We start from the raw sequence: 15292 nt of genomic DNA, 5'->3' as shown, positions 1-15292 counted from the left end.
ATTTTTTTATACGAGTAACGGCGATATCCCCGCCCCGTTTACCTGAATCACGTTATGCTCCTTTCGCTTTTTCCAACATGGCTTTCAGACTCGCGACCCGACTCTGTCCGGTCTGCATACGTTCTTCAGCACTGACCACTTTACGCTCGGTTTCCCAGTTCAGGTCATCCTGCGGCAACTCCAGCAAAAAACGACTCGGCTCGGGCCGCACCAGCTCACCATACTGACGCCGCTCGCGGCACAGGGTAAAAGTGAGCGCCTTCTGCGCACGGGTAATGCCGACATAGGCCAGGCGTCGCTCTTCTTCAATGTTATTTTCGTCAATACTGCTCTGGTGCGGCAACAATCCTTCTTCCATCCCCACCAGATAGACGTAAGGAAACTCAAGGCCTTTCGACGCATGCAGAGTCATCAACTGGACCTGGTCCGCCTCTTCATCACTTTCGCCACGTTCCATCATGTCACGCAGCGTGAAGCGCGTGACGACCTGCGTCAGCGTCATCGGTTCATCAATATCGCTGCCTTCCAACATTTCGGTCATCCACTGGAATAATGTATTGACGTTCTTCATGCGCATTTCGGCGGCTTTCGGGCTGGCCGAGGTTTCAAACAGCCAGCTTTCATAATCTATGCCACGGATCAGATCACGCACCGCGGCTACCGGTTCCCGCTCGGCAAGTGCCGCAATTTCCTGCAACCAGCCAGTAAAACGCTGCAGCGATTCCAGTCCTCGCCCAGTCAGAGTTTGCCCCAGCCCCATATCAAAACTGGCGCTAAACAGACTCTTATTGCGTTGCAGCGCCCACTCCCCCAACTTTTGCAACGTAGCCGGGCCAATTTCCCGCTTTGGCGTGTTCACAATGCGCATAAAAGCGCTGTCATCATCGGCATTAGTCAGCACTCTCAGGTACGCGAGCAGGTCTTTAATTTCGGAACGGGAGAAGAATGATGTGCCGCCGGAAATACGGTATGGGATGCGGTTCTGCATCAGCATCTTTTCGAAGACACGTGACTGATGGTTGCCACGATACAAAATAGCGTAATCTTTGTACTGTGTTTTATTGATAAAGTGATGGGCAATCAACTCGCCGATGACGCGCTCGGCCTCATGCTCCTCATGATTGGCTGTCACCACCTTTAATTCCGAACCGTATCCCAGCGCAGAAAACAGACGTTTTTCAAAGACGTGAGGGTTATTGGCGATCAGGATATTCGCCGCTTTCAGAATACGTTCTGAAGATCGGTAATTCTGTTCCAGCTTAATCACCTGCAACGCCGGAAAATCTTCCTTCAGTAGCACCAGATTTTGCGGTCGCGCGCCACGCCATGAGTAGATTGACTGATCATCATCCCCCACCACAGTAAAACGCGCGCGCGCGCCCACCAGCAACTTCACCAGCTCGTACTGACTGGTATTGGTATCCTGATATTCATCGACCAGCAGATAGCGAATACGCTGCTGCCAGCGCTCCCGTACCACCAGGTTTTTCTGGAGTAACAGAGTCGGCAACAGGATCAGGTCATCAAAGTCCAGCACATTGCAAGACTTCAGGTGACGGTCATAAAGTGCGTAACAATGTGCAAAAATCCGATCTCGTTCTGATTGTCCCGCGACCGCTGCTGCTGCCCGCGAGGGATCCATCAGATCATTCTTCCAGTTAGAGATGGTCGAAACCAGCTGTTGCAGCAGATTTTTGTCGTTCTCCAGCCATTCTTCTGTCAGCTCTTTCAACAACGCCAGTTGGTCCTGATCGTCAAACAACGAGAAGTTCGATTTCATCCCCAGCGCGGCGTATTCCCGTTTAATGATCTCCAGTCCCAGCGTATGGAAAGTGGAGATAATCAAGCCCCGCGTTTCTTTACGCCCAAGAGATTGCGCCACACGCTCTTTCATCTCGCGCGAAGCCTTGTTGGTAAAAGTCACGGCAGCGATATGTCGAGCCTGATAGCCGCATTCACGGATCAAATAGGCGATTTTATTGGTGATGACGCGCGTTTTACCCGAACCGGCGCCAGCCAGTACCAGACAAGGCCCGGTAACAAATTCAACGGCGTGTTGCTGAGCTGGATTAAGACGCATAAGGGGATCGCTCGATGATGAAATATAACAAAAGGAAAGAAAGACAGCGTGATAGTATAGCCAGCAGCATCCCTATGACTCAAGGTACGATCATGGCAAAAACCGCAGCAGCACTCCATATCCTTGTTAAGGAAGAGAAACAGGCGCAGGACATTTTGGCTCAACTGGAACAAGGCGCTGATTTTGAAAAACTGGCGAAGAAACACTCCATTTGCCCATCAGGCAAAAAAGGCGGCCATTTGGGTGAATTCAAACAGGGCGCAATGGTTCCCGCTTTCGATAAAGTGGTGTTCTCCTGTCCGTTGATCACGCCTTATGGCCCGCTGCATACGCAATTCGGTTACCATATCATCAAGGTGCTGTACCGTAACTGAGTCCGTATTTCGGTCAAAAAAAAGAGCGGAATTCCGCTCTTTTTTCCACACAGAACCAGTCTTCACCAGCCCAGGTGTCAGATTAACCCGCTACCGCGATACGTTTCATATCAGTCATGTAACCACGCAGTTTGCGACCGACAGATTCGATCGGGTGATGACGAATCGTTTCATTGACATCACGCAACTGTGCGTTATCCACCCTGGTGGAACCGCTGGTCACTTTACCCAGATCACCAACCTGCAAGGTGGTCATAAACTCTTTCAGCAATGGCACCGCCGCATAAGAGAACAGGTAGTTGCCATATTCAGCAGTATCGGAGATAACCACGTTCATCTCATACAGACGCTTGCGGGCAATGGTGTTCGCAATCAGCGGTAACTCATGCAGTGACTCATAGTAAGCTGACTCTTCGATGATGCCAGCATCCGTCATGGTCTCAAACGCCAGTTCAACACCGGCTTTCACCATCGCGATCATCAATACGCCCTGATCGAAGTAGTCCTGCTCGGCAATTTTACCCTCAAACTGCGGCGCATTTTCAAACGCGGTTCTACCGGTCTCTTCACGCCAGCCCAGCAGTTTCTTGTCATCATTCGCCCAGTCAGCCATCATGCCGGAAGAAAACTCACCAGAGATGATGTCGTCCATATGCTTCTGGAACAGCGGCGCCATAATAGTTTTCAACTGCTCAGACAGCGCAAACGCACGGATTTTAGCCGGGTTGGACAGGCGATCCATCATCAGCGTGATGCCGCCCTGCTTCAGAGCTTCGGTGACGGTTTCCCAACCAAACTGGATCAATTTTCCTGCATAAGCCGGATCGGCACCTTCAGCCACCAGCTTGTCAAAGCACAACAGAGAACCTGCCTGCAGCATACCGCACAGAATCGTCTGCTCGCCCATCAGATCAGATTTCACTTCAGCAACAAACGAAGACTCCAACACCCCCGCCCTGTGACCTCCCGTTGCCGCCGCCCAGGCTTTGGCAATCGCCATGCCTTCGCCTTTCGGATCGTTTTCTGGGTGAACCGCGATAAGTGTAGGCACACCGAAACCACGCTTATATTCTTCACGTACTTCAGTTCCCGGACATTTCGGCGCAACCATCACCACAGTAATGTCTTTACGGATCTGCTCACCCACTTCAACGATGTTGAAACCATGAGAGTAGCCCAATGCCGCCCCATCTTTCATCAGCGGCTGCACGGCCTGCACGACAGCAGAGTGCTGCTTGTCCGGCGTCAAATTAACCACCAAATCAGCCTGTGGGATCAACTCTTCGTAAGTGCCTACTTTGAAACCGTTTTCAGTCGCTTTACGCCAGGAAGCCCGCTTCTCGGCAATCGCTTCAGCACGCAAGGCATAAGCGATATCAAGACCGGAATCACGCATGTTCAACCCCTGGTTCAAACCCTGAGCACCACACCCAACGATAACGACTTTTTTCCCTTTCAGGTAACTCGCTTCATCGGCAAATTCATCACGCGCCATAAAGCGACATTTACCTAACTGCGCTAACTGGTTGCGCAGGTTCAATGTATTGAAATAGTTAGCCATGGATACTCCGTATAGGGTTGTGTTCATCTTTATATTCGGGGTGAGGCCGTCTGGCGGTTCACCGTACATGATCCCTATCATATGACAGGAAATGTATTGCTTAAATTGATATATTAACAATGTGATATTGCAAAAACTGCAACGCTAAAATAAGGCCATTGCCGCATGGATTTACGAGATTTAAAACTGTTTCTGCATCTGGCCGAGAGCCGCCATTTTGGTCGTAGCGCCCGGGCAATGCACATCAGTCCTTCGACGCTTTCACGGCAAATCCAACGTCTGGAAGAAGACCTGGGCCAGTCGTTGTTCTTGCGGGATAACCGTACTGTCACGCTGACAAATGCCGGAGAACAACTACGCCTGTTTGCGCAACAAACGCTGTTGCAGTATCAACAGTTGCGACATGCCATTGGTCAGAACGGTCCTTCACTCAGCGGCGAGCTCCGGTTATTCTGCTCGGTCACGGCAGCCTATAGTCATTTGCCGCCAATCCTTGACCGTTTTCGTGCCGGGCATCCGCTGGTTGAAATTAAGCTAACCACCGGCGACGCAGCAGATGCCGTTGAGAAAGTTCAGAGCGCGGAAGCTGATATCGCTATCGCCGGGCGACCAGAAACCCTGCCAGCCAGTATCGGTTTTACGCCTCTGGGACTGATTCCGCTAGTGTTGATTGCTCCCGCTTTGCCCTGCCCGGTACGCAACCAGGCAACCCAGGCGGAACCCGACTGGACGCAAATCCCGTTTATCCTGCCCGATCAGGGGCCTGCCCGACAGCGTATTGACCTGTGGTTTCGCCACCGCCGAATTCCTAATCCGTTGATTTATGCCACCGTCTCCGGGCACGAGGCGATTGTCTCGATGGTGGCGCTGGGATGTGGCATTGCCTTACTGCCAGATGTGGTGTTAGAGAACAGTCCAGAGCCAGTACGTAACCGAATCCTGGAGTTGGATAATGTCGAGATGGTCGCACCATTTGAACTCGGCGTTTGCGTGCAAAAAAAGCGACTCAATGAGCCGCTTATCAACGCGTTCTGGAGCCTGATGTAACTAGCCCGCGAGGAAAAAACTGAACGCCGGGTTGCTGGTTTCATCATGGAAATCATAACCCAGCGCCTGGAGGTGCTCTTCAAACTGCGGTTCGTTCTCGCCCAGCTCAAAACCCGCCAACACGCGCCCGTAATCAGTCCCGTGGCTGCGGTAGTGAAACAGTGAGATATTCCAGTACGTCCCCAGGGTTTGCAGAAAGCGCAACAACGCTCCCGGCGCTTCCGGAAACTCAAAGCTGTATAGCCGCTCGCGCAGCGGTTTCGAAGGGCGACCACCGACCATATAGCGTACATGCAGCTTCGCCATTTCATCGTCAGAGAGATCAACCACCTTGTAACCGCCTTCATCCAGCAACTGCAGGATCTCGCCACGCTCTTCCAGCCCACGGGTCAGGCGTACGCCAACAAAAATACAAGCGTGGTTCGCATTGGCGTAGCGGTAGTTGAACTCGGTGACTGAACGACCGCCGAGCAACTGACAGAACTTCAGGAAACTGCCTTTTTGCTCAGGAATGGTCACCGCCAGCAGCGCTTCTCGCTGTTCACCCAGCTCACAACGTTCGGAGACATAGCGCAAACCGTGAAAGTTCACATTAGCCCCCGACAGCACATGCGCCAGGCGCTCTCCCTTGATTTGATGCTGCTGGATATACTTTTTCATCCCAGCCAGCGCCAGTGCACCGGAGGGTTCAGCGACAGCGCGAACGTCTTCGAACAAATCCTTCATCGCCGCGCAAATAGCATCACTGTCCACGGTGATGATGTCGTCGAGGTATTCCCTGCAAAGGCGGAAGGTTTCACTGCCAATACGCTTCACCGCCACCCCTTCGGCAAACAACCCGACACGGGACAAGTCAACCGGATGCCCCGCATCCAGCGCGGCCTTCAGACAGGCAGACTCTTCCGCCTCCACAGCAATCACTTTAATCTGGGGCATCAGTTGCTTAATCAACACCGCAACGCCCGCCGCCAAACCACCGCCGCCGACAGGAACGAAAACACGATCGATATGTGCATCCTGCTGCAACAGTTCCATCGCCAGAGTGCCTTGCCCGGCAATGACCATTGGGTGATCAAAGGGCGGCACAAAGGTATAGCCCCGCTGCTCAGCCAGCTCAATCGCTTTTCCCTTCGCCTCGTCAAAATTAGCGCCAAACAGGTAAGCCTCACCGCCAAACGCCCGCACCGCGTCCACTTTGATATCGGCGGTCGCCACCGGCATCACGATCAGAGATTTAATCCCCAGACGCGCCGCCGACAGCGCCACGCCTTGCGCATGATTGCCCGCAGAGGCGGTAATCACGCCTCGCGCCTTCTGCTCCTCGCTCAGTGTGGCAATCATTGCGTAAGCCCCGCGCAATTTAAAGCTATGCACCGGCTGACGATCCTCACGCTTCACCAAAATGGTGTTGCCGAAACGAGAAGAAAGTTTCTCCATCTTCTGCAACGGGGTGACCTGTGCGATTTCATACACTGGCGAGCGAAGGACCGCCCGTAGATACTCCGCGCCGCACGGCTCGGCGGGTAGCGATTGAGACTCAGCCATGTTTGTTAGCCTCCCAGCTTGCTCTTGTCACGCACAGCGCCTTTGTCCGCGCTGGTTGCCAGTAAGGCATAAGCACGCAGAGCAAAAGAAACCTGTCGTTCACGTCCATGAGGTGTATAAGCAGCTTCACCGCGCGCCTCTTCCTCTTCACGACGCGTGTGCAGTTCGTTGTCCGGTACGTCCAGTTTGATACGACGATGAGGAATATCAATATCAATCATATCGCCATCTTTCACCAGCGCGATGCTACCGCCGTTGGCTGCTTCAGGAGAAATATGTCCGATAGACAGGCCGGAAGTCCCTCCGGAAAAACGACCATCGGTAATCAGGGCACAGCTTTTGCCCAACCCCATTGATTTCAGGTAAGTGGTGGGGTAAAGCATTTCCTGCATACCCGGTCCGCCTTTTGGACCTTCGTAGCGAATGACCACCACATCACCGGCAACCACTTTCCCCCCCAGAATCGCGGCTACCGCATCGTCCTGGCTTTCGTAAACTTTAGCCGGACCACGGAAGGTGAGGATTTCTTTATCCACACCCGCCGTTTTAACGATACAGCCATCTTCAGCCATGTTGCCGGAAAGTACCGCTAAACCACCGTCCTGACTGAAGGCGAACTCACGAGAGCGAATACAACCATGCTGACGATCATCGTCCAGCGTGTCCCAACGCGTGTCCTGTGAAAATGCCTGAGTGGTGCGAATACCCGCCGGACCTGCGCGGAACATCTTCTTCACATCCTCGTCGTTGGTCTGCATGATGTCATAGTGTGCCAACGTTTCCTGCAGGCTTTTGCCCAGCACATTTCTCACCCTGTTATCCACCAACCCAACGCGATTCAGCTCGCCAAGGATGCCGAGCACGCCTCCAGCCCGATGGACATCTTCCATATGGTATTTTTGCGTACTTGGCGCCACTTTACACAGGTGAGGTACCTGACGAGACAGACGGTCAATATCGGAAATATTGAAATCGATTTCACCTTCCTGCGCGGCGGCCAGCAGGTGCAGAACGGTGTTTGTTGAACCGCCCATCGCGATATCCAGCGTCATGGCGTTCTCAAAAGCGGATTTGTTCGCGATGCTACGCGGCAACACGCTTTCATCGTCTTGCTCGTAATAGCGCTTCGCCAACGCAACGATACGTTTACCTGCGGCGAGGAACAGTTCCTTACGGTCAGCATGAGTGGCCAACAGCGAGCCGTTACCTGGCAGGGACAGGCCTAACGCTTCAGTCAGGCAGTTCATCGAATTGGCCGTGAACATTCCCGAGCAAGAACCACAGGTTGGGCAGGCTGAGCGCTCGATCTGTTCACTGTCCGCGTCACTGACCTTTGGATTAGCGCCCTGGATCATCGCATCCACCAGATCCAGCTTAATGATTTGGTCGGAGAGCTTGGTTTTACCGGCTTCCATCGGGCCGCCGGAAACGAAGATAACCGGAATATTCAGACGCAGGGATGCCATCAGCATTCCTGGCGTAATTTTATCGCAGTTGGAGATACACACCATGGCGTCTGCACAGTGCGCGTTAACCATATACTCCACAGAATCGGCGATTAATTCACGCGAAGGCAGGGAGTAAAGCATGCCGCCATGCCCCATCGCGATACCATCATCCACGGCAATGGTGTTGAACTCTTTAGCTACCCCACCGGAGGCTTCAATCTGTTCGGCAACCAGTTTCCCCAAATCGCGCAAGTGCACGTGTCCCGGTACGAACTGAGTGAACGAGTTAACCACAGCGATAATTGGCTTACCGAAATCATCATCGGTCATTCCTGTGGCCCGCCACAGGGCACGGGCACCCGCCATATTACGGCCATGAGTGGTGGTGGCGGAACGGTACTTAGGCATGCTCATACTCCAGAATCAGATAGTACGCGGGCGTCAACTGACGCCCGCAAAATGTCATTATTATGAGTTAACTGGATCCAGCCAGCCCCATTTGTCTTCGGTCTCGCCAGTAAACAGGCCGAAGAATGCTGACTGGATACGGCTGGTCATCGGGCCGCACTTACCTTGACCAACCTGGATGCCATCAACGCTGCGCACCGGGGTAATTTCAGCTGCCGTTCCGGACATAAAGACCTCGTCAGCCAGATACAGAGATTCGCGGGACAAGACCTGCTCACGAACTTCAATACCTAACTCTTTCGCCAACTTGATTATCGCATCACGGGTGATACCCGGCAGAGCGGAAGAAGTGAATGGCGGTGTGAACAGGATACCGTCTTTCACTTCAAACAAGTTTTCACCGGCACCTTCCGAGATATAACCATGAGTATCCAGCGCAATGCCTTCCTGATAGCCGTGGCGGCGCGCTTCGCTGCCTACCAGCAATGAAGACAGGTAGTTACCGCCCGCCTTGGCTGCGGTTGGCAGAGTGTTAGGCGCAACGCGGTTCCACGAGGAAACCATGGCGTCAATTCCCTGCTCCAGCGCCTCTGCGCCCAGGTAGGCCCCCCATGGGAAGGCGGCGATGATCACGTCAGTGCTGTAACCATCGGGCGGGTTAACCCCCAGGCCTACGTCGCCAACAAAGACCAGCGGGCGAATATAGGCGCTTTTCAGTTTGTTCACACGCAACACTTCACGGCAAGCTTCCATCAGTTCATCAACACTCTGACGAACGGGGAAACGATAGATTTTTGCAGAGTCATGCAGGCGCTGCATATGTTCACGATGGCGGAAGACCACCGGCCCTTTGTGCGAGTCATAGCAACGGATGCCTTCAAAAACAGACGAGCCGTAGTGCAGAGCATGGGACATTACGCTGACCTTCGCGTCTTCCCACTTAACCATCTCGCCATTGAACCAGATAAAGTCAGCTTTTTTGGTCATTCTTATTTCCTTTCGCGCTCAGGCGCGGATTTGTTGTGTTGTCTGTTGTTGGATCTGGACGCATGCGACATCCATTAGTTTGCTAAGTTGCGTTGACAGTAAATCGACTGAGCGCTGGCTGGCAACGGTCAATTCAATATTAATATTGTCTGTATCCACTCCCGAGACCATATTCATGGCACACACCCGAAAGCCACGGTGGCGGACGACACGTAAAATGCGCTCCAGTATTTCGGGGCGGCAACGCGCTTCGATAGACAATTGATGCTGCATCATGAGGTTTTCTCCATCATATTTTCATTGCTGGCACCCGGCGGTACCAGTGGCCAGACGTTCTCATGCTCGTCAATCACGACGTGGAGCATGTATGGCCCGTCACTGTGCAGCAACGTGTCTATGGCAGTCTCGACCTGGTCTTTACGGGTGATACGCTGGCCAGGAATATCAAAGGCGCTGGCCAGTGTAAGGAAATCAGGGTTATCAGAAAGGTTAGTTTCACTGTAGCGCTCGGAAAAGAACAGTTGCTGCCACTGACGTACCATACCCAAACGCTGGTTATCCATCAGGACAATTTTCACCGGCAGTTTCTTGCGCTTGATGGTACCCAGCTCCTGCACATTCATCATGAAAGAACCGTCGCCCGACACACAGATGACAGTATCCTGAGGACGGGCAACCTGAGCCCCCACCGCCGCGGGCAGGCCAAAGCCCATGGTGCCCAGACCACTTGAAGTGATGAAGTTTTCCGGACGGGTGAAACACATATGCTGCGCTGCCCACATCTGATGCTGCCCCACATCAGTCGTCACAATCGCGCTATCAGGTTTACGAGCGGAAAGCTGTTTGAGGAACAAGGGGGCATAAATAGCCTCCCCTGGATGATCATAGCGCCAGCAATGTTCCGCTTTCATAGTCTGAACATGCTCACGCCAGGCCGCGATGTTGACTGGGTGATACAAGTCTGGCAGCAACTTATTGAGATCGCCGCGTAACACTACATGAGCCTGACGCAATTTATTTAACTCCGCCGGATCAATATCCATATGGATAACGCTGGCATTAGGGGCGAAGGTATTCAGTTTACCGGTCACGCGATCATCGAAGCGCGCCCCTACCGCAATCAGCAGGTCACACTGCTGCACCGCATAGTTTGCCGCCTTGGTGCCGTGCATTCCCAACATTCCCAGGTAGCCGTCATCTTGTGCATCAGGCGTCCCCAAACCTTTCAGAGTGGCCACAGTAGGAATGCCGGTTTCTTTCGCGAAAGCGCGCAAAGCATCAACCGCATTTGCCATGCCAACACCGCCACCAATGTACAAAATCGGTTTTTGCGCCTGAGACAGCATCGCACGGGCCCGTTGCAGTTCCTGAACCGGATGCCCAATCTCATCGTCAACCGGTATCAGATGTGCAACAAAATCACCAGAAGCCAGCTGAATATCTTTAGGAATATCAATTAATACTGGACCTGGTCGGCCAGACTGCGCGATAGAAAAGGCCTCAGCCATCACCGCTGGAAGTTCCTCCAGCGACGTCACTAAAAAACTGTGTTTAGTACAAGCCAGAGACAGACCCAATACGTCAATTTCCTGAAAAGCATCCGTACCAATCAGACCGCCAGCAACCTGTCCCGTGATGGCTACCACCGGAACCGAGTCCATCATCGCGTCGGCCAAACCGGTAATCAGGTTGGTAGCGCCTGGACCGGAAGTTGCAATGCAGACGCCAACTTTGCCGGTAGAGCGCGCATAACCAATGGCCGCCATCGCAGCCCCCTGCTCATGGCGGCACAGTAGGTGTTCGACGCCTCCATCATATAACGCGTCATAGACGGGCATAATCGCCCCGCCGGGATAGCCGAAAACTGTTTCTACCCCTTGCACACGCAGCGCCTGAACCACCCACTGAGCACCATTCATAGTTATTTCCCCGCCTCTTGCTGGTAACAACAGCATTTTATTCTATTGTTCATTTTTCATTCCTCTGTCATTGCACCTTGCCAAAAAAAAAACCCCCGGACCTTTCGGTGCGGGGGTTCTTCTGAATTCAGGCTTGATTTTTAAGCCTTTCTTCCTCCGAGCGTAGCCCCGCACGGCGTGATAATAATCACGACGACGTTAATGACGACCAGGCTTAGGACTCGTAGAAGGGTTAGCATTTTGAGTTCGATAATTTCACTTGTTCGAAGTAATGCTTACAGAGTTAACACAGTCAGCAACTGAGGTTCAACTTTTTTCATCATTTTATTTTATACCTGCTGCTAAAAACCCAATAAAAATGCATATTATTCAAATAATAAGTCTTATAATGAAAAATATTCATTAGTCACCAAAAGTAACAAATTCCAGAAGTCAATACGCTTCGACTGACTTGCGGCTCCTCTCTGGAATCTCTGGAAACATTTGTCGGATCCAGAAAATCATTTGCGAACCTCCCCGGCCCGAACAACGTTCAGAATCGCTTTGCACTGTTAAATATTGCACACTGCCATTCTACAAGGAGCGTGTATGTCGCTATCTGTTACCTATACCCGGGCAGCCATTGGTGTGGATGCTCCGTTGGTCTCAGTCGAAGTCCATCTGAGCAATGGTTTGCCCGCTCTTGCCCTGGTTGGCCTGCCTGAAACAACGGTTAAAGAAGCACGTGAACGAGTGCGCAGCGCAATGATCAACTGCGGCTTTGTTTTTCCCGCCAAACGCATTACCGTAAATCTGGCACCGGCCGATCTCCCTAAAGAAGGCGGTAGATATGATCTGCCTATCGCTATCGCTATTCTGGCGGCCTCAGAGCAAATATCCGGCGATAAACTGGGGCAATATGAATTTCTGGGAGAACTGGCTCTGACAGGCGTTGTACGGGGCGTACAGGGGGCTATCCCTGCGGCCATCGCAGCCATTGAAGCTAATCGACAGTTGATCCTCTCCAGTGACAATGTGGCGGAGGTCGGTCTGGTCCGTCACGGTGTCAGCCTGATAAGCACTAACCTGTTGGAAATCTGCGCTTTCCTTAATGGTCAGACTGAGCTCCAGGCCGCCCACTACAAGCATCATGAACACCCCCCCAGACAGGGCGACTTAAATGAAATCATTGGGCAACAGCAAGCCAAGAGAGCCTTAGAAATTACGGCCGCTGGGGGACATAATCTGCTACTGATAGGCCCTCCAGGAACAGGAAAAACCATGTTGGCCAGCCGACTACCCGGACTGATGCCTCCATTAAGTGATCGTGAAGCGCTTGAGAGCGCTGCAATTGCCAGTCTGGTCAACAGTGGTGGAATACAGCGGCAATGGCGTCAGCGCCCTTTCAGGGCCCCTCATCACACCTCATCCCGCTATGCGTTGGTCGGCGGCGGCTCGTTACCAAAGCCAGGTGAAATATCCTTAGCCCACAATGGCATCCTTTTTCTGGATGAGCTGCCTGAGTTTGAACGTAAAACACTTGATGCACTGCGAGAACCCATTGAATCTGGAATGATTTGTATCTCTCGGGCCAAAGCCAAAGTTATCTACCCTGCTCACTTTCAATTGGTCGCGGCGATGAATCCCAGTCCGACCGGGTATCATAGCGGTACCCACAGTCGCAGCACACCTCAACAAACACTGCGCTATCTGAACCGTCTTTCCGGACCGTTTCTGGATCGCTTCGATCTTTCACTGGAGGTGCCCCTTTTGCCTTCAGGCACGTTAAGTCGTGCTTCCCTCGCCAGTGAATCAAGCGAAACTGTCCGCCAACGAGTGTTGATGGCCCGCGAACGTCAACTTGCCCGAGGCGGGATAATCAATGAGGCAATGGGGCCGAAGGAAATCCAGCTAGCCTGCAGCATTAAGCAGTTGGACGCATGCTGGCTGGAGGAAGTGTTAAATCAGTTAGGGCTGTCTGTCCGCGCCTGGCAGCGTATCCTAAAGGTTGCCCGCACCATTGCCGACCTTGCGGGTGAAGAAGAAGTACAGCGCCAGCATCTGAATGAAGCATTGAGCTATCGTGCCATCGACAGGTTACTCATTCATCTACAAAACCATCTATAATAAACGGGCTCTACCACGGATAAGGCGGTCAAAAACGAGTGTAAAAAAGGGGCCGAAGCCCCATGATGTTTAATCGTCACTATCCGAATAGTCTTCCACACCTTCCATCTGCGGCTTACCGCCAGACAGAGTGTGGAAACGTTTAGGGCGCTTGATACGCGTCATATATTTCGACCAGACCCGCTCTGCTTCAGTCTGCGGCTCGCGGATTCCACGGCACACTTCAATAAACTGACGCTCTTCTTCGGTCACGGGCTCACGCTTTGCCAGATCCAACTCGTTAAAAGCGTAACCATGGCGCTCAAGAAGTTGGGCTTCTTTGATGGTGAAATCACCGTGACGGGAGAAACCACGCGGGTAATGTTTGTTGTCAAAAAAACGATTCGTCGTTGCGAAACTTTCCGCCATTTTACACGCTCCTAACTCTTTTATGGCCGTGCTATTTATGGCGCGGAGTATTAGATACGCTTGACAGAGTGTAAAACAAAACATTTAAATCATAACGACAAATATTTTTTAGGAGATGGATGTGGATACGGAATTACTGAAGACCTTTCTTGAAGTAAGCAGAACCCGCCACTTTGGGCGTGCCGCTGAAGCGCTCTATCTCACTCAATCCGCCGTCAGTTTTCGCATCAGACAACTTGAAAATCAGTTGGGAGTAAATCTTTTTACCCGACATCGTAACAATATCAGGCTAACCTCAGCGGGTGAGCGTTTGCTACCGTATGCCGAAAGTCTGATGAGTACGTGGATGATGGCGAAGAAGGAAGTATCGCACACCCAGCAGCATCATGAATTATCTATTGGGGCCAGTGCATCGCTTTGGGAGGCTTATCTTACGCCGTGGCTACAAACTCTCTATGAGAACAGGGAAAGCCTGCATCTGGAGGCGCGGGTAGCCCAGCGTCATCTGCTGGTAAAGCAACTGCATGAACGCCAGCTTGATCTGCTGATCACCACTGAGGCCCCCAAAATGGATGAGCTGACCAGCCAACAGATCGGTCATATTTCCTTAACACTCTTTCGTTCGCGAAAATCGGAGAAACGCGATAAATATGATTACATAAAAGTGGAATGGGGTGCTGATTTTCATCAACACGAAAGCTATCTGGCTGGCGCAGATGATATTCCCGTGCTGACGACAACTTCCGCACATCTGACCCGGCAATTGCTACATACCACTGGGGCCTGCGCTTTTCTGCCAGACATCTGGCACAATGATTACCCAGACCTGACAGTGATCCCGGATACGCCTGTCGCCGTTCGACCACTGTATGCGGTTTGGTTACAGAGCAGCGATCAACAGACGCATATCCGCCAGTTACTAAAATTCCCCGTTAATACGCAATAGGTTTCTGGCAGAAATGGTCAGTTTACTGGCCATTCTGTATCTGAAAAATGACCACTGGGATTAAGTACGTAAAAGGGAAAGCTATTTCGCAGAATAGCCATAGCCGCTCTCAGGACAAAAAAAATCCTTTGCCTTAAGCAAAGGATTTTTATCTGGCAGGGGCGGAGAGACTCGAACTCCCAACACCCGGTTTTGGAGACCGGTGCTCTACCAATTGAACTACGCCCCTAAAAGGGTGGCGGAACGGACGGGGCTCGAACCCGCGACCCCCTGCGTGACAGGCAGGTATTCTAACCAACTGAACTACCGCTCCACCGATTCTGTACTGGAATCAGAGAAAATGTCTGATTTCAGGTATTTCTCCCTTCCTGCGTCACCAGGAAGGTCATGACCAGCTACTGGTCTAAATTGATGCCTGGCAGTTCCCTACTCTCGCATGGGGAGACCCCACACTACCATCGGC

The 15292-nt window shown here is 52.3% G+C and carries 13 protein-coding genes and 2 tRNA genes; 4 read left to right on the top strand and 11 right to left on the bottom strand.

Annotated elements, in window-relative coordinates:
- Nucleotides 1-52: 52 nt before the first annotated feature.
- Nucleotides 53-2080, bottom strand: coding sequence for a DNA helicase Rep (gene rep / locus EH228_RS05830; protein ID WP_152320742.1), 2028 nt, complete (start codon nucleotides 2078-2080; stop codon nucleotides 53-55).
- Between the two features lie 92 nt (nucleotides 2081-2172).
- On the opposite strand from rep, the gene ppiC reads away from it, so the two are divergent.
- The gene (gene ppiC / locus EH228_RS05825) at nucleotides 2173-2454 is read left to right on the top strand and encodes a peptidylprolyl isomerase PpiC (RefSeq protein WP_034938966.1); all 282 of its coding nucleotides are present in this window, start codon (nucleotides 2173-2175) and stop codon (nucleotides 2452-2454) included.
- 82 nt (nucleotides 2455-2536) lie between these two features.
- On the opposite strand, the gene ilvC is transcribed toward ppiC, so the two are convergent.
- Nucleotides 2537-4015 (bottom strand): ketol-acid reductoisomerase, encoded by a 1479-nt coding sequence (gene ilvC / locus EH228_RS05820; RefSeq protein ID WP_152320741.1) that lies wholly within the window; start codon nucleotides 4013-4015, stop codon nucleotides 2537-2539.
- 165 nt (nucleotides 4016-4180) lie between these two features.
- Between ilvC and ilvY the strand changes: the two genes are divergently transcribed.
- On the top strand, nucleotides 4181-5062 hold the full coding sequence (gene ilvY / locus EH228_RS05815) for an HTH-type transcriptional activator IlvY (RefSeq protein ID WP_152320740.1): 882 nt from the start codon (nucleotides 4181-4183) through the stop codon (nucleotides 5060-5062).
- Here the strand turns inward: ilvY and ilvA are convergent, their stop codons facing one another.
- The 6 genes from ilvA to EH228_RS05785 all read right to left on the bottom strand — a co-directional run bounded on the left by ilvA (nucleotide 5063) and on the right by EH228_RS05785 (nucleotide 11608).
- Nucleotides 5063-6607, bottom strand: a complete 1545-nt coding sequence (gene ilvA, locus EH228_RS05810) for a threonine ammonia-lyase, biosynthetic (protein ID WP_152320739.1) — start codon at nucleotides 6605-6607, stop codon at nucleotides 5063-5065.
- A gap of 5 nt (nucleotides 6608-6612) precedes the next feature.
- Entirely contained in the window at nucleotides 6613-8463 is a 1851-nt protein-coding gene (gene ilvD, locus EH228_RS05805) for a dihydroxy-acid dehydratase (RefSeq protein ID WP_152320738.1), read from the bottom strand.
- Nucleotides 8464-8523: 60 nt separating this feature from the next.
- Entirely contained in the window at nucleotides 8524-9450 is a 927-nt protein-coding gene (locus tag EH228_RS05800; RefSeq protein ID WP_152320737.1) for a branched-chain amino acid transaminase, read from the bottom strand.
- Between the two features lie 18 nt (nucleotides 9451-9468).
- Nucleotides 9469-9726: an acetolactate synthase 2 small subunit gene (gene ilvM, locus EH228_RS05795; protein ID WP_152320736.1), complete on the bottom strand. Its 258-nt coding sequence runs from the start codon at nucleotides 9724-9726 to the stop codon at nucleotides 9469-9471.
- Entirely contained in the window at nucleotides 9723-11369 is a 1647-nt protein-coding gene (ilvG, locus tag EH228_RS05790) for an acetolactate synthase 2 catalytic subunit (RefSeq protein ID WP_152320735.1), read from the bottom strand. The genes ilvM and ilvG overlap by 4 nt, the downstream gene beginning before the upstream one ends.
- 140 nt (nucleotides 11370-11509) lie before the next feature.
- The gene (locus EH228_RS05785; protein ID WP_152320734.1) at nucleotides 11510-11608 is read right to left on the bottom strand and encodes an IlvGEDA operon leader peptide; all 99 of its coding nucleotides are present in this window, start codon (nucleotides 11606-11608) and stop codon (nucleotides 11510-11512) included.
- A 349-nt stretch (nucleotides 11609-11957) separates the two neighbouring features.
- On the opposite strand from EH228_RS05785, the gene EH228_RS05780 reads away from it, so the two are divergent.
- Entirely contained in the window at nucleotides 11958-13475 is a 1518-nt protein-coding gene (locus EH228_RS05780) for a YifB family Mg chelatase-like AAA ATPase (RefSeq protein WP_152320733.1), read from the top strand.
- A gap of 69 nt (nucleotides 13476-13544) precedes the next feature.
- On the opposite strand, the gene EH228_RS05775 is transcribed toward EH228_RS05780, so the two are convergent.
- A complete protein-coding gene (locus EH228_RS05775; protein ID WP_152320732.1) occupies nucleotides 13545-13883 on the bottom strand; it encodes a MaoP family protein in 339 nt (112 codons plus the stop codon).
- 121 nt (nucleotides 13884-14004) lie between these two features.
- Here EH228_RS05775 and hdfR point away from each other — a divergent pair, with 121 nt between their 5' ends.
- Nucleotides 14005-14829 carry an HTH-type transcriptional regulator HdfR gene (gene hdfR, locus EH228_RS05770; protein WP_152320731.1) on the top strand — a complete coding sequence of 275 codons (825 nt, stop codon included), beginning with the start codon at nucleotides 14005-14007 and terminating at the stop codon, nucleotides 14827-14829.
- Between the two features lie 153 nt (nucleotides 14830-14982).
- Here the strand turns inward: hdfR and EH228_RS05765 are convergent.
- Both EH228_RS05765 and EH228_RS05760 read right to left on the bottom strand, forming a co-directional pair.
- Nucleotides 14983-15058: transfer RNA gene (locus EH228_RS05765), tRNA-Trp, on the bottom strand.
- A 7-nt stretch (nucleotides 15059-15065) separates the two neighbouring features.
- Nucleotides 15066-15142: transfer RNA gene (locus EH228_RS05760), tRNA-Asp, on the bottom strand.
- Between the last annotated feature and the right edge of the window lie 150 nt (nucleotides 15143-15292).

It is taken from the genome of Erwinia endophytica (genome assembly GCF_009295515.1).
In the GTDB taxonomy this organism is placed as follows: domain Bacteria; phylum Pseudomonadota; class Gammaproteobacteria; order Enterobacterales; family Enterobacteriaceae; genus Erwinia; species Erwinia endophytica.
Note: the sequence above shows the minus strand (reverse complement) of the source record. Positions and strands in the feature narration are given on the sequence as shown.

Coding starts and splice junctions, on each gene's coding strand:
- rep (WP_152320742.1), bottom strand. CDS start 2,080: ATGCGTCTTAATCCAGCTCAGCAACACGCCGTTGAATTTGTTACCGGG.
- ppiC (WP_034938966.1), top strand. CDS start 2,173: ATGGCAAAAACCGCAGCAGCACTCCATATCCTTGTTAAGGAAGAGAAA.
- ilvC (WP_152320741.1), bottom strand. CDS start 4,015: ATGGCTAACTATTTCAATACATTGAACCTGCGCAACCAGTTAGCGCAG.
- ilvY (WP_152320740.1), top strand. CDS start 4,181: ATGGATTTACGAGATTTAAAACTGTTTCTGCATCTGGCCGAGAGCCGC.
- ilvA (WP_152320739.1), bottom strand. CDS start 6,607: ATGGCTGAGTCTCAATCGCTACCCGCCGAGCCGTGCGGCGCGGAGTAT.
- ilvD (WP_152320738.1), bottom strand. CDS start 8,463: ATGCCTAAGTACCGTTCCGCCACCACCACTCATGGCCGTAATATGGCG.
- EH228_RS05800 (WP_152320737.1), bottom strand. CDS start 9,450: ATGACCAAAAAAGCTGACTTTATCTGGTTCAATGGCGAGATGGTTAAG.
- ilvM (WP_152320736.1), bottom strand. CDS start 9,726: ATGATGCAGCATCAATTGTCTATCGAAGCGCGTTGCCGCCCCGAAATA.
- ilvG (WP_152320735.1), bottom strand. CDS start 11,369: ATGAATGGTGCTCAGTGGGTGGTTCAGGCGCTGCGTGTGCAAGGGGTA.
- EH228_RS05785 (WP_152320734.1), bottom strand. CDS start 11,608: ATGCTAACCCTTCTACGAGTCCTAAGCCTGGTCGTCATTAACGTCGTC.
- EH228_RS05780 (WP_152320733.1), top strand. CDS start 11,958: ATGTCGCTATCTGTTACCTATACCCGGGCAGCCATTGGTGTGGATGCT.
- EH228_RS05775 (WP_152320732.1), bottom strand. CDS start 13,883: ATGGCGGAAAGTTTCGCAACGACGAATCGTTTTTTTGACAACAAACAT.